Source organism: Streptomyces sp. NPDC026092 (assembly GCF_040638605.1).
Lineage (GTDB): Bacteria > Actinomycetota > Actinomycetes > Streptomycetales > Streptomycetaceae > Streptomyces.
In genome coordinates this window covers 438,734-450,960 of sequence record NZ_JBEZYN010000003.1, presented here as the reverse complement: position 1 = coordinate 450,960, position 12,227 = coordinate 438,734, and the positions used below count along the sequence as shown (strand labels likewise).

General features: G+C 72.3%; 13 protein-coding genes. 6 read left to right on the top strand and 7 right to left on the bottom strand.

Features of this window, described 5'->3' with window-relative positions:
• Positions 1-65 precede the first annotated feature (65 nt).
• The 4 genes from AB0F56_RS07070 to AB0F56_RS07055 all read left to right on the top strand — a co-directional run bounded on the left by AB0F56_RS07070 (position 66) and on the right by AB0F56_RS07055 (position 3,543).
• Positions 66-746 (top strand): hypothetical protein, encoded by a 681-nt coding sequence (locus AB0F56_RS07070; protein WP_362004993.1) that lies wholly within the window; start codon positions 66-68, stop codon positions 744-746.
• Positions 743-1,507, top strand: coding sequence for a glycerophosphodiester phosphodiesterase family protein (locus AB0F56_RS07065; RefSeq protein WP_362004991.1), 765 nt, complete (start codon positions 743-745; stop codon positions 1,505-1,507). The genes AB0F56_RS07070 and AB0F56_RS07065 overlap by 4 nt, the downstream gene beginning before the upstream one ends.
• A gap of 41 nt (positions 1,508-1,548) precedes the next feature.
• The gene (locus AB0F56_RS07060; protein ID WP_362004989.1) at positions 1,549-2,913 is read left to right on the top strand and encodes an MFS transporter; all 1,365 of its coding nucleotides are present in this window, start codon (positions 1,549-1,551) and stop codon (positions 2,911-2,913) included.
• Between the two features lie 255 nt (positions 2,914-3,168).
• The gene (locus tag AB0F56_RS07055; protein WP_026278069.1) at positions 3,169-3,543 is read left to right on the top strand and encodes an RNA polymerase-binding protein RbpA; all 375 of its coding nucleotides are present in this window, start codon (positions 3,169-3,171) and stop codon (positions 3,541-3,543) included.
• A 105-nt stretch (positions 3,544-3,648) separates the two neighbouring features.
• Here AB0F56_RS07055 and fxsA read toward each other — a convergent pair whose 3' ends face one another.
• From fxsA to AB0F56_RS07035, 4 genes are all read right to left on the bottom strand, one after another.
• Positions 3,649-4,242, bottom strand: coding sequence for an FxsA family membrane protein (gene fxsA / locus AB0F56_RS07050; protein ID WP_362004987.1), 594 nt, complete (start codon positions 4,240-4,242; stop codon positions 3,649-3,651).
• A 79-nt stretch (positions 4,243-4,321) separates the two neighbouring features.
• Positions 4,322-5,101 carry a polyprenol monophosphomannose synthase gene (locus AB0F56_RS07045; RefSeq protein WP_362004985.1) on the bottom strand — a complete coding sequence of 260 codons (780 nt, stop codon included), beginning with the start codon at positions 5,099-5,101 and terminating at the stop codon, positions 4,322-4,324.
• A gap of 465 nt (positions 5,102-5,566) precedes the next feature.
• Complete coding sequence (locus AB0F56_RS07040; protein ID WP_362004982.1) at positions 5,567-7,192, bottom strand: amidohydrolase; 1,626 nt, start codon at positions 7,190-7,192, stop codon at positions 5,567-5,569.
• Positions 7,193-7,258: 66 nt separating this feature from the next.
• Positions 7,259-7,699 carry an Lrp/AsnC family transcriptional regulator gene (locus AB0F56_RS07035; RefSeq protein ID WP_362004979.1) on the bottom strand — a complete coding sequence of 147 codons (441 nt, stop codon included), beginning with the start codon at positions 7,697-7,699 and terminating at the stop codon, positions 7,259-7,261.
• A 245-nt stretch (positions 7,700-7,944) separates the two neighbouring features.
• Here AB0F56_RS07035 and AB0F56_RS07030 point away from each other — a divergent pair, with 245 nt between their 5' ends.
• Positions 7,945-8,313 carry a hypothetical protein gene (locus AB0F56_RS07030; protein WP_362004976.1) on the top strand — a complete coding sequence of 123 codons (369 nt, stop codon included), beginning with the start codon at positions 7,945-7,947 and terminating at the stop codon, positions 8,311-8,313.
• A gap of 6 nt (positions 8,314-8,319) precedes the next feature.
• Here the strand turns inward: AB0F56_RS07030 and AB0F56_RS07025 are convergent, their stop codons facing one another.
• Together AB0F56_RS07025 and AB0F56_RS07020 are read right to left on the bottom strand one after the other, a co-directional pair.
• Complete coding sequence (locus AB0F56_RS07025; RefSeq protein ID WP_362004973.1) at positions 8,320-9,420, bottom strand: phosphotransferase family protein; 1,101 nt, start codon at positions 9,418-9,420, stop codon at positions 8,320-8,322.
• A 37-nt stretch (positions 9,421-9,457) separates the two neighbouring features.
• Positions 9,458-10,579, bottom strand: a complete 1,122-nt coding sequence (locus AB0F56_RS07020; RefSeq protein ID WP_362004971.1) for a hypothetical protein — start codon at positions 10,577-10,579, stop codon at positions 9,458-9,460.
• A gap of 179 nt (positions 10,580-10,758) precedes the next feature.
• On the opposite strand from AB0F56_RS07020, the gene AB0F56_RS07015 reads away from it, so the two are divergent.
• Positions 10,759-11,064, top strand: coding sequence for a hypothetical protein (locus AB0F56_RS07015; RefSeq protein ID WP_362004969.1), 306 nt, complete (start codon positions 10,759-10,761; stop codon positions 11,062-11,064).
• On the opposite strand, the gene AB0F56_RS07010 is transcribed toward AB0F56_RS07015, so the two are convergent.
• Entirely contained in the window at positions 11,027-12,199 is a 1,173-nt protein-coding gene (locus AB0F56_RS07010; RefSeq protein ID WP_362004967.1) for an acyl-CoA dehydrogenase family protein, read from the bottom strand. The two genes, AB0F56_RS07015 and AB0F56_RS07010, sit on opposite strands and share 38 nt — an antisense overlap.
• Positions 12,200-12,227: the final 28 nt, after the last annotated feature.

Below are 12,227 nucleotides of genomic sequence, written 5' to 3'. Positions count from 1 at the left end.
GCATCCGATCCCCCGCCACAGAGTGTCATGAGTCAGTCCACTACCACCACACAGGGGGCACCACCTTGTCCATCGCCTCCGGCCTGCGCGGCCGGCTCACCGCTCGCCATCTGCCCCGTCGGCTCGCGCAGCTGTACATCGGCCTCGCGCTGTACGGGATCAGTTCGGCGCTCCTCGTCCGCGGCGGGCTGGGCCTGGAGCCGTGGGGCGTTCTCCACCAGGGTCTCGCCGAGAAGACGGGTCTGACCATCGGAGTCGTCTCGATCATCGTCGGGGCGGCCGTCCTGCTGCTGTGGATCCCGATCCGGCAGAAGCCCGGCCTGGGCACCGTCTCGAACGTCTTCGTCATCGGCGTGGCCATGGACGGGACGCTCGCCCTGGTCCCGGAGGTCCAGGCCCTCGCCGTACGGATCCCCCTGCTCGCGCTCGGCATCGTCCTCAACGGCGTGGCGACCGGCCTCTACATCGCCGCCCGCTTCGGCCCCGGCCCGCGCGACGGCCTGATGACCGGCCTTCACCGGCTCACGGGCCGCTCGATCCGGCTCGTACGGACGGCGATCGAGGTGGCCGTCGTCGCCACCGGCTTCCTGCTCGGCGGCTCGGTCGGCGTCGGCACGGTCCTGTACGCGCTGACCATCGGCCCCCTGGCGCAGTTCTTCCTGCGCCGGTTCGCCATCCCCGAGCAGGACACGAGCAGCGCCGTCGTCGCCTCCGGGACACCGGAACAGGCGATACTGCGGCCGTGACTCGCGTACGCCACCCCTATCTCGACCACCCGTCCCCCATCCCGTTCGCCCACCGCGGCGGCACGGCGGACGGCCTGGAGAACACCGCCGCCGCCTTCCGGCGGGCGGCCGAGGCCGGATACCGGTACTTCGAGACCGATGTGCACACCACCGCGGACGGCGCCCTGGTCGCCTTCCACGACTCCACGCTCGACCGGGTGACCGACACCACCGGCCGGATCCGCGACCTCCCCTGGGACGCCGTCCGTGAGGCGCGCGTGGCGGGCAAGGAGCCGCTGGCGCTCTTCGAGGAGCTGCTGGAGGAGTTCCCCGAGGCCCGCTGGAACGTGGACCTCAAGGCGGAGTCGTCCCTGATCCCGCTGGTCGACCTGGTCCGCAGGACCGGGGCCTGGGACCGGGTCTGCGTCGGCTCGTTCACCGAGAGCCGGGTGGCCCGCGCGCAGCGCCTCGCGGGGCCGCGGCTCGCGACCTCGTACGGCGTGAAGGGTGTCCTCGGGCTGCGGCTGCGCTCGTTCGGGATCCCGGCCGCGATCCGGGCGGGCGCGGTCGCGGCGCAGGTCCCGGAGAGCCAGAGCGGCATCCCGGTCGTGGACCGCCGTTTCGTCCGCGAGGCCCACGCCCGGGGGCTCCAGGTGCACGTCTGGACGGTCAACGATCCGGAGCGGATGAACGCTCTCCTGGATCTCGGGGTGGATGGCATCATGACCGATCATCTGGAGACGCTGCGCACAGTCCTGACCGAGCGGGGCGTGTGGGTCTGAGCGCGCGTCCCGCCACGGGGACGAACGAGGGGGCCGCGGTCTTGACTGCCGACACCACCGAACCGGACCGGCCGGCCGCCGATCCGGCCGATCCGAGCGCCCGCAAGCGCGAGCAGCGCGGCTGGTACTTCTACGACTTCGCCTGCTCGGTCTACTCGACGAGCGTGATCACGGTCTTCCTCGGCCCCTATCTGACCTCGGTCGCCGAGGCGGCGGCGGACGCGGAGGGGTTCGTCCACCCCCTGGGCGTCCCGGTGCGCGCCGGGTCCCTCTTCGCGTACGCGGTCTCGGCCTCGATCGTGGTGGCGGTGCTCGTGATGCCGCTGGTGGGCGCGATGGCGGACCGTACGGGACGCAAGAAGCCGCTCCTCGCGGTCTCCGCGTACACGGGCGCGGCGGCGACCGCGGGCATGTTCCTCCTGAGCGGGGACCGGTATCTGCTGGGCGCGTTCCTGCTCATCGTGGCGAACGCCTCACTCGCGGTCTCGATGGTGCTCTACAACGCCTATCTGCCGCAGATCGCCGAGCCGAACGAGCGGGACGCGGTCTCCTCGCGCGGCTGGGCGTTCGGCTACACCTCCGGCGCCCTGGTCCTGGTCCTCAACCTGGTCCTGTACTCGGGGCACGACTCCTTCGGGCTCTCCGAGGGCGAGGCGGTCCGGATCTGCCTGGCCTCGGCGGGCCTGTGGTGGGGCGCCTTCACCCTCGTACCACTGCGGCGACTGCGCGACCGGCGGGTCGAGCCGCAGGGCGAGGGCGCGGTCGGCGGTGGCTGGCGGCAACTGGTGGCGACGCTGCGGGACATGCGCCGGTACCCGCTGACGCTCTCCTTCCTGCTCGCGTATCTCGTCTACAACGACGGGGTGCAGACGGTGATCTCGCAGGCGTCGATCTACGGCTCCAAGGAGCTGGGGCTCGACCAGACGACGCTGATCACGGCGGTGCTCCTGGTGCAGGTGCTCGCGGTCGCGGGCGCGCTCGGCATGGGGCGGCTCGCGCGTTCGTACGGTGCCAAGCGCACGATCCTGGGGTCGCTGGCGATCTGGACGCTGATCCTGGCCGCCGGGTACTTCCTGCCCGCCGGCGCGCCGGTGGCGTTCTTCTGTCTGGCGGCGGCGATCGGTCTGGTGCTCGGCGGGAGCCAGGCGCTGTCGCGTTCGCTGTTCTCACATCTGGTGCCGCGCGGCAAGGAGGCGGAGTACTTCTCGGCCTACGAGATGAGCGACCGGGGCCTGAGCTGGCTGGGCCCACTGGTGTTCGGTCTCGCGTATCAGCTGACCGGCAGCTATCGGGATGCCATCATTTCCCTGGTGATCTTCTTCGCGGCCGGTTTTCTGCTGCTCGCGCGGGTCCCGGTACGGCGTGCCGTGGCCGCCGCGGGCAACCCGGTTCCGGAGCGGATTTAGACGCGGCAGTGAAAGGCCGGTAGTGTACGCCTTTGGCCTGCCAGGCGGACCGTTACTGCGTGCTGCTTTGGTGAAGACGCTGGGTGACATCTGCTGTCAGATGTGACAAACCGGGCACTGGTGGGTAGAACAAGGGGCGGCACGACGGGCGACGCATGACCCGGAACGGGAATCTTTACCGCCGACCGGACGTTGACCGGATGACGACGACAGCGACACCTGTCCTGTGGGCGACAAGCCCGGGAGGCACGATTCATGAGTGAGCGAGCTCTTCGCGGCACGCGCCTCGTGGTGACCAGCTACGAGACCGACCGCGGCATCGATCTGGCCCCGCGCCAGGCCGTGGAGTACGCATGCGAGAAGGGCCATCGTTTTGAGATGCCCTTCTCGGTGGAAGCGGAAATTCCGCCGGAGTGGGAGTGCAAGGTCTGCGGCAGCCAGGCACTCCTGGTGGACGGGGACGGCCCCGAGGAGAAGAAGGGCAAGCCGGCGCGTACGCACTGGGACATGCTGATGGAGCGGCGCACCCGTGAGGAGCTGGAGGAGGTGCTGGCCGAGAGGCTGGCGGTCCTTCGGTCCGGCGCCATGAACATCGCCGTGCATCCGCGCGACAGCCGCAAGTCCGCCTGACGGACGGCACGGCCCGAGCGACGCCGCGGGGCCCGGTACACATCTCGTGTACCGGGCCCCGCGGCGTTTCTCGTTCTCTAGGACGTCTTTTCTACGTCTCCCGCGCTACGGCGTCAGCGGCGGGCGGGGGTCCTGGGGCTCACGCGCGCCCTGAGGGGCGTCCTCGCGGATGACCTCACCCTGGACGACCTTGCCGTCCGGGCGGTGGATGCGGGCCTGCTGGAAGGCGTCCTGGAGGCTGCCGGGCGGTGCCGCGGCCATCCGGCGCTCGGCGACCTTGTCCGCGTACCGGCCGAGGACCGAGCGGACGGGCGGTACCAGCAGCAGCAGACCGGCCACGTCGGAGATCAGGCCGGGGATCATGAGCAGCAGACCGCCGAGCATCAGGAAGCCGTTGCGGTCGCGGGCGCCCGCCCGCTCGCCGGCCGCCGGCGGGGTGCCGGTCTGCGCCGCCGCCTGGGCCTGCTGGAAGGTCTCGGTGAGGTTCTTGAAGGCGCGGCGCCCGGCGCGCTTGATCACCACGGCGCCGAGGACGGCGCCGCCGACGAGCAGTCCGAAGACCGTCAGGCCGCCGGCCGCGCCCGCCACCACGATGAGCAGCCAGATCTCCAGGACCGCCCAGGCGGCCAGGGCCAACGGAAGAAACGTACGCGCGCGTGAGCGCTTGGGGGCGAGGGGAGGCGGTGCGCCGGTCGTCATGTCCCCCAGTGTGCCTGGCGCCCCGCCGGAACGTCGTAAAGAACGGATCAGCGTGAACCGTCGGCCGAAACCGACGGCTTCAGCTCCCGGACCTGCGCCCGAGGATCTTGCCGACCTTGTTCGCACGGGCCGTCAGACCCCAGCCGGTGACCCGCCACAGCGCCTCGACGACGATGTTGCGGCTCATCTTGGAGTCGCCGATCTCGCGCTCCACGAAGGTGATCGGGACCTCCACGACATGGAAGCCGGCGGCGACGGCGCGGCGGGCCAGGTCGACCTGGAAGCAGTAACCGGCCGAAGCCACGTCCTCCAGGCCCAGGCCCTCCAGGGTCTCCTTGCGGAAGGCCCGGTAGCCGCCGGTGACGTCGCGGATCGGCACGTCGAGCATGACACGCGAGTAGAGGCTGCCGCCGCGGGAGATGAACTCGCGGGACTTGGGCCAGTTCACGATGCGGCCGCCGGGGACCCAGCGGGAGCCGAGCACGAGGTCGGCGCCCTTGAGGGCGGTCAGCAGCCGGGGCAGCTCCTCGGGCTGGTGCGAGCCGTCGGCGTCCATCTCGACGAGGACGCCGTAGCCGTTCTCGATGCCCCAGCGGAAGCCGGCCAGGTAGGCGGCGCCGAGCCCTTCCTTGCCCTTGCGGTGCAGCACGTGGACGTGGTCGTCCTCGGCGGCGATCTCGTCGGCGAACTTGCCCGTGCCGTCGGGGCTGTTGTCGTCGGCGACGAGGATGTGCGCCTCCGGTACGGACTCCCGTACGCGCGAGACGATCGGCTTGATGTTCTCCGCCTCGTTGTAGGTCGGAATGATCACCAAGGCTCTGCCGAGCGGGCCGTAACGCCTCTGGCCACCGTCGTTCACTACTGCCCCTTCGGATACATACGCGAACCCCCACCATAGCGAGCCCGTCTCGCGGCTCGGTCGCGGCGGGGCTGGTCGCGCGTCGGGGCGCCCCTCCGGGGCAGCGGGGACGGCGGCACGCGGGGCGTGCGGATCGGGGCCCGGCGCCCTTCGGGCCGACCTGGAACCCGCTGGCTGCGGGTCGACCGAGAGCCGTTGTCTACTGGACGTCCGGGCCCCACCCGGGTCGCACCCTCCGCCGGAAAAAACCTTCCCTCGCCCCCGAGGCACGGGTGCTGAACCTGAGGTTTGAAACCGGTCGGACGTCCCTTGGTGGACGCGGGAGAACCTACCCGCCCCCCGCCGCACACTGTCAACACTCGTTTGACCTGCGGAGATGACCGATACTGCCAGGTCAGTGGGGAAGATCCGCAGGTCGTCTACCGGCCGGTTGATCATCGATCGGCGGTACGAAATGTCCCGACGTCACTCGTTCGGCCGTACGAAGACAGTTTGTCCGCACACCACCGTGCGCAGGCAGACCGGCAGCTCGCCGCCGGGGGTCAGATCGGGCAGACCGGGCGTCCCGGAGCGCGGGTCGGTCGACCAGCGGGCCACCCGGTCGTCCGGCGCCTGCACCACGAGTTCGTCGGTGCGCCAGATCGCGTAGTCGGCCGGGGCGCCGGGGACGAGGGTGCCGGCGTCGTCGCGCCCGACGGCCCGCCAGCCGCCCCGCGTGTGGGCGGTGAAGGCGGCGCGGACGGAGATCCGGTGCTCGGGGGTGCGGTGGAAGGCGGCGGCCCGGACGGTGCCCCAGGGGTCGAGCGGGGTGACCGGGCTGTCCGAGCCGAAGGCCAGGGGCACACCGGCGCGGAGCAGGGCGGCGTACGGGTTGAGGGTGCGGGCCCGCTCGGCGCCGAGACGCTCGGCGTACATGCCGTCCTCGCCGCCCCAGGCGGCGTCGAAAGCGGGCTGGACGGAGGCGGTCAGACCGAGTTCGGCGAAGGCCGCGATCGTCTCGGGGGTGAGCATCTCGGCGTGTTCGACGCGGTGGCGGGCGGCCCGGATCCGGGCGAGGCCGAGCTTCTCGGCGGCGGCCCGGACGCCGTCGACCACGGCGCCGACGGCGGCGTCGCCGATGGCGTGGAAGCCGGCCTGGAGGCCCGCCTCGGTGGCGGCGGCGACATGGGCCGCGACGGTGGCGGCGTCGAGGTGGGCGACCCCGGTGTGGCCCGCGTGGTCGGCGTACGCGGCGTGCAGGCAGGCCGTGTGGGAGCCGAGGGAGCCGTCGGCGAAGAGGTCGCCGGCCGCGCCGACGGCGCCGAGCGCGCGGGCCCGTTCGACGTCGAGGTCGGCCCAGTAGCCGACCACGCGCGGGCCGCGCTCGGTGCGGGCGAGGTCGAGGAGCCCGGTGAAGTCGTCCTCGGAGGAGATCTCGGGGCCGCCGCACTCGTGCAGGGTGCCGATGCCGAGCGAGGCGGCGTGCTGCCGGGCCGCGCGCTGGGCCTCGGTGCGCTGGGCGGGCGAGAGGGCCGCGTAGGCGGCGGCGCGGACGGCGTGGTGGGCGTCGCCGGTCAGCGGCTCGCCGTCGCGGAAGCCTGTGCGGTCGCGGACGCCCGGAACGAGGTCGAGCAGGGCGGTGGTGACGACGGCCGAGTGGACGTCGATCCGGGTGAGGTAGAGCGGGCGGCCGCCGGTGAGTTCGTCCAGCTCCTCGCGGCGCGGGGCGCGCCGCTCGGGCCAGCGCGCAGCGTCCCAGCCGTGGCCGATGAGGATCCGGTCGGCCGGGCGGGAGCGGGCGTACGAGCGGATCAGCTCGGCGGCATCGGCGAGCGAGGCGGCGCCGGACAGGTCGAGGCCGGTGAGCGCGAGACCGGTCGCGGTGGTGTGCACATGGGCGTCGACGAACGCCGGGGTGACGAGCGCGCCTTCGAGGTCGACGACCTCGTCCACGCCGGAGGCGAAGGCGTCGGCGGCCCCCTCCGAGCCCACCCAGGCGACGTGTCCCCGTTCCACCACCATGGCGGTGGCGAAGGGGTCGGCGGGGCTGTGGACTTCTCCACCGCGCAGGAGGACGGTGCGGTGCTCGCTGTCGACAAGGGTCTCGCTCATGGTGACCAGGCTAGAGGCGCGGCGGCGCCCCGCCGCACGCCGGGGCCACGGCAGCACCCGGGGACGCTAGACGCGCGGCGGCCTGGCTTCGTACGGGGTCGACAGGACGACCGTCGTACGGCTGGAGACGCCCGCCTGGGTGCGGATCCGGGTGAGCAGGTGCTCCAGCTCCAGCGGGGTCGCGACGCGCACCTTGAGGATGTAGTTCTCCTCGCCGGCGACGCTGTGGCAGGCCTCGATCTCCGGGATGTCGGCGAGCCGGTCGGGGGTGTCGTCCGGGGCGCTGGGGTCGAAGGGTTTGACGGAGATGAAGGCGGTCAGCGGGAGACCGACGGCCTCCGGGTCGACGACGGCGGCGTAGCCGCGGATGACACCGCGCTGCTCCAGTCGGCGGACGCGCTGATGTACGGCCGAGGTGGACAGGCCGGTGGCCTTGCCCAGGTCGGTGTAGCTCATGCGTCCGTCTCTGACGAGCAATTCGACGATCTGACGATCCAGCTCCTCCATGCGGTCAACCTATTGCCCCGGGGTGCCTTCGGCACAGCGGGGGTACGGAACGTTCCGGCACCGGCCGTCGCTTTGGACGGCTATGCGCATCCTCGGGGCACCTGCGAGGGGCATGTGACGAACACCACAGGTTTGTCGAAGGCTCGATCGAGACCTCACGGTTATGCGGCGGACCGTATGGGAATTGCTAGCTGTGGTCGAGGCCATACGTACTTCGGTCGACCCACCCGAGGGGGAGATTCTCCATGCAGGAGCCTGTTGATTCGGTCGAGACGACCGACGAGCTCGACGCGTACGACACATTCGAGATGTACCGGGTGATCTGCCCGGACTGCGTCCAGCCGATCGCGCTGCTCGCGGACGAGGACACGCTGCCGGAGCACGCGCTGTGCCCGTCGCCCTGGAACCCGTTCGTGCTGACGGTCTGCTCCGGCACCGGCCTGGCCGCCTCGGAGGCGCGCCCCGCCGACGAGACGCTCGAGGTCCAGGAGCAGGACACCGCGCTGCTGCTGACGCTCCCCCAGGGGCTCGACTGGCGGACGCAGCCCTTCTCGCACGTCGGCGGTCCGGGCTCGCGTCCGATCAAGGTGCCGCAGATGCGGCGCGCGGCGTAACGACACCTACCAGTAGCTTCCCCGCACCATCGCCGCGAGCGTGGCGTGGTGCAGGATCAGCCCGTCGGCCTCTCCGCCGTTCCCCGGCACCTGGACCTCTCCGAAGTGCGCCTGGCGGTACGCGACTCTGAGCATCACGATCGCGTGCCGCAGCGCCGCGTAGAGGGTGTGGAACTCCATGTCGCGCGGCGCGTGCCCGGTGAGGGCCGCGTACCGCCGCTCGATCGCGTCCCGGCGCAGGAAGCCCGGCAGTCCGGGCTGGCCGAAGCTCACCGTCAGGTCCTGGAAGAAGCGGTGGAGGTAGACGGTCCAGCCGAGGTCGACCTCGCGCGGGGCGAACCCCGCCATCTCCCAGTCGAGGACGGCGGCGGGACGGAACCCGTCGTAGACGATGTTCCCGATGCGCGCGTCGCCCCAGTTGAGGACGGCGGGCCCCTCGTCGGCGGGCCAGTGCGCCTCCAGCCAGTCGAAGGCCGACTCGATCAGCGGGGACGGCGCGAGGTCCTTCACGACCCAGGCGTAGTAGGCGCGTTGGGCATCGACATGGCGCCGCAGCGGGCTCCCGGCCCCCTCGGGCAGCAGGAACTCCGCCTCCTTGGCGGGGAACTGGTCGTGCAGCCGGGCCAGTACGGAGACGGACTCGGCCTCCAGAACGGCGCGTTCGGCGTCGGTGGCGGCGTGCAGCCAGTTCCCCTCGTACGTGTAGGGCATGACGTCCGGCGGTACGCGCCCCTCGGCGCGGGCCATCACGAAGAAGGGGGCTCCGAGCGGCTCCGGGTCGCTCTCCAGCCAGAGGACGCGCGGGACGGGTATGTCGGTGTGCTCCCCGACCAGCCGCATGACCCGGTGCTGCCGCTCCATGTCGTAGACCGGGAAGATCGTGTACGCGGCGGGGTCGGCGGCGAGCCGCAGGGCGCAGCCGCGCACGGGGGCGTCGGGGTGCTCGATGTCGAAGAGCAGGGTCTCGCTGGACATGCCGTTGGACCCGGGTACGGCGAGCCCGGTGACCCTGGCCCCCGGGAGCCGGGGTTCGAGCCAGTCGCTGAGCCGGCGGCCCAGCTCCTCGGGGTCGCGGGTGCTGGTGCGCGGGCGTGGGGCGGTGGCCATGGGCGCTCCTTGTCGTGGGCGGCTCGTTCGCCGGAGGTCAGTCGGCGGTGGAGGTGTAGTCGGCGAAGCCGCTCGGGTCGTGGCGGCCGAAGGAGCCGTGCTCGAAGATCCCGTAGCCGGTGCGGCCTTCGAGGGTGAAGCGGGCCGCGTGGTCGGTGACGCCGAAGGCGGCCATGGGGTGGGCGGCCGGGTCGGAGAGGTCGTAGACCCTGCGGTCGGTCCACTCGCGGCCCTGCCAGGTGCCGTGCTGCCAGTCCGTGGCGGGCGGGTAGCCCGCGCCGACGGCGAGCGGGGAGGAGGCGAGGATCTCGACCTCGACCTCCAGGGGCTTGCCTGCCGGGTCGGCGAGGTGGACGACGGCCCGCTCGGGGGTGCGGGTGCCCGGGCGGTACGTGATGTCGGTGCGGGGCCAGCCGAGTTGGGCGTCGCGCTGCCCGTTCCGTACCAGCAGGGCCTCGTTGAGGGTGCGGTAGCCGTCGGCGTCCTCCTGGGCGATGACCATGAGGAAGCGGTCGTCGAAGCGCATGGGTATCCAGAGCCAGTGGAAGCCCTCGGGCCGGAACTCGTCGGCGCGGCCGGGTTCCTCGCCGGGGATGGGCCGGACGCCCCAGCTGCGGTCGCGGGTGCCGGTCCACTCCCCCGCCGTGACGGCGAACTCCTCGCCGCCCGCCCGGACGGTTCCCGTGCAGTGGCCGGCCTGGACGAAGCGGCGGCCCTCCAGGGTGAGCCGGTCGCCGCGGCGCTGGGTGTGGTGCGGCTCCCAGACGGGCGGGAAGTCGCCGGTCCAGGTGAGGTCGAAGGAGAGCGCCTCGGGGTCGGCCGGGTCGGGGTCGCAGTGCAGGCTCAGCGTCTTCAGGGGTTCGTCCACGGTGATGCGGAGCGGGCCGACGGCGAGGTTCATCCGGTCGTCGCCGAGGGCGTCGGAGGCGCGGACGGCGTGCAGCCGGTCGCCGGTGCGCAGGGTCGCGTAGGCGTCCACGACCCCGGCGTTGGGGTACACGCCGAGTCCGGCGATGAGCAGGGCGCGGCCCTCGTGGTCGAAGACGTGGAAGATGCACCGGTCGTAGGCGTTGCGGTCGCCGCTGACGTGGTGCTTCATCGAGAGCGGTGCCTGGTGCACGGGGTACTCGTCGAGCGGGACGGGCCGGTCGTCTGACACGTGTGACCTCCTGGTCGACAGCGGGATCTGACGGTAAGTCAGAAACCCGGTCGGAGGCCAGAGCCGTGCGGGACCCGATCGCCCGCGCCCGCCGGAGCCCGGGCGGCCGGGTAGCCGTCGAACGCCTCCTCGAATCCGCCCGGCGGTGACCCGGCAGGGCAGGGCGCGTTGGGTACGGCATGACGACGCTGTACACGGCTCCCATCGGCAGCGGGCGGCGGCGCCTCGCCGAGCCCCGCTTTGAAGAATCGGTTCCCCGCCCGCCGGCACCGGCACCGGCGTCGGCGCACCTCGCGGACCCGCCCATCTACCGGGCGATGCTCACCCAGTGGGCGAGCCACGGCCGGACCCTGCCGGGCCGGGCCGACCAGGAGTGGAACCGGCTGACCGCCGCCCCCGTGTGGGCGGACCGGACCGTGCGCGTGAGCGGGGTCAGCGGGACCCTGGTCAGCGGGACTCCGGTCCGACCAGGTGGCGTGCGATGACCATCCGCTGGATCTGATTGGTCCCCTCGACGATCTGCAGCACCTTCGCCTCGCGCATGTACCGCTCCACGGGGAAGTCCGCCGTGTAGCCGTAGCCGCCGAGCACCTGCACCGCGTCCGTCGTGACCTGCATCGCCGCGTCCGAGCAGAACAGCTTCGCCATCGCCGCCGCGCGCCCGAAGGGCCGCCCCTCGTCGCGCAGGCGCGCCGCCTCCAGGTACAGCGCACGGCCCGCCTCGATCCGGGTGGCCATGTCCGCGAGCAGGAACCGGAGCCCCTGGAAGTCGGCGATCGGCCGGCCGAACTGCCGCCGCTCCAGGGCGTACGCGACGGCCGCGTCGAGCGCCGCCTGGGCGACGCCCACCGCGCACGCCGCGATCCCCAGCCGCCCCGAGTCCAGGGCGGAGAGCGCGATCGTGAACCCCTGCCCCTCCGCGCCGATCCGACGCGCGTCGGGGACCCGCACCCCGTCGAGGTGGAGCTGGGCCGTGGGCGAGCCCTTCATCCCCATCTTCCGCTCGGGCGGCGCCGCGCTCAGCCCCTCCGCGTCCCCCGGAACCAGGAAGGCCGTGATCCCCTTGGGTCCCTCGCCACCCGTGCGGGCCATGACGGTGCAGAAGTCGGCGACCCCGCCATGGGTGATCCACGCCTTGGTCCCGGTGAGCACCCAGTCGTCCCCGTCCCGTTCCGCCTTCGTCCGCAGCGAGGCCGCGTCGGATCCGGAGGTCGGTTCGGAGAGGCAGTACGCGCCGAGAAGGCCGCCGCCGAGCATCGCCGGGAGGTGGGCGGCGCGCTGTTCGTCCGTACCGAAGTTCGCCAGGGCGTGGCAGGAGAGCGAGTGCACGCTGACGCCGAGCCCGACGGTGAGGCGGGCGGCGGCCAGCTCTTCGAGGACCTGGAGGTACACGGCGTAGGGCTGGTCGCCTCCGCCGTACGCGGAGTCGTACGGAAGGCCCAGCAGGCCGGAGGAGGAGAGCAGCGAGAACACCTCGCGCGGGAAGTGGCCCGCGGCCTCCTCCTCGGCGGCGCGGGGCGCGATCTCCCGCTCGGCGATCTCCCGGACCAGGGCGAGCAGCTCCCGGGCCTCCTCGGTCGGCAGCCGGCGTTCCACTCCCTGCGGGGCACGGTCGGGCATGGCGGCGTACTCCTCCCTCTGGGGCGCC

Excerpts from the sequence above, each read along its gene's own strand:
- AB0F56_RS07055 (WP_026278069.1), top strand. The coding sequence starts at position 3,169 with ATGAGTGAGCGAGCTCTTCGCGGCACGCGCCTCGTGGTGACCAGCTAC.
- fxsA (WP_362004987.1), bottom strand. The coding sequence starts at position 4,242 with ATGACGACCGGCGCACCGCCTCCCCTCGCCCCCAAGCGCTCACGCGCG.
- AB0F56_RS07040 (WP_362004982.1), bottom strand. The coding sequence starts at position 7,192 with ATGAGCGAGACCCTTGTCGACAGCGAGCACCGCACCGTCCTCCTGCGC.
- AB0F56_RS07035 (WP_362004979.1), bottom strand. The coding sequence starts at position 7,699 with ATGGAGGAGCTGGATCGTCAGATCGTCGAATTGCTCGTCAGAGACGGA.
- AB0F56_RS07030 (WP_362004976.1), top strand. The coding sequence starts at position 7,945 with ATGCAGGAGCCTGTTGATTCGGTCGAGACGACCGACGAGCTCGACGCG.
- AB0F56_RS07025 (WP_362004973.1), bottom strand. The coding sequence starts at position 9,420 with ATGGCCACCGCCCCACGCCCGCGCACCAGCACCCGCGACCCCGAGGAG.
- AB0F56_RS07015 (WP_362004969.1), top strand. The coding sequence starts at position 10,759 with ATGACGACGCTGTACACGGCTCCCATCGGCAGCGGGCGGCGGCGCCTC.
- AB0F56_RS07010 (WP_362004967.1), bottom strand. The coding sequence starts at position 12,199 with ATGCCCGACCGTGCCCCGCAGGGAGTGGAACGCCGGCTGCCGACCGAG.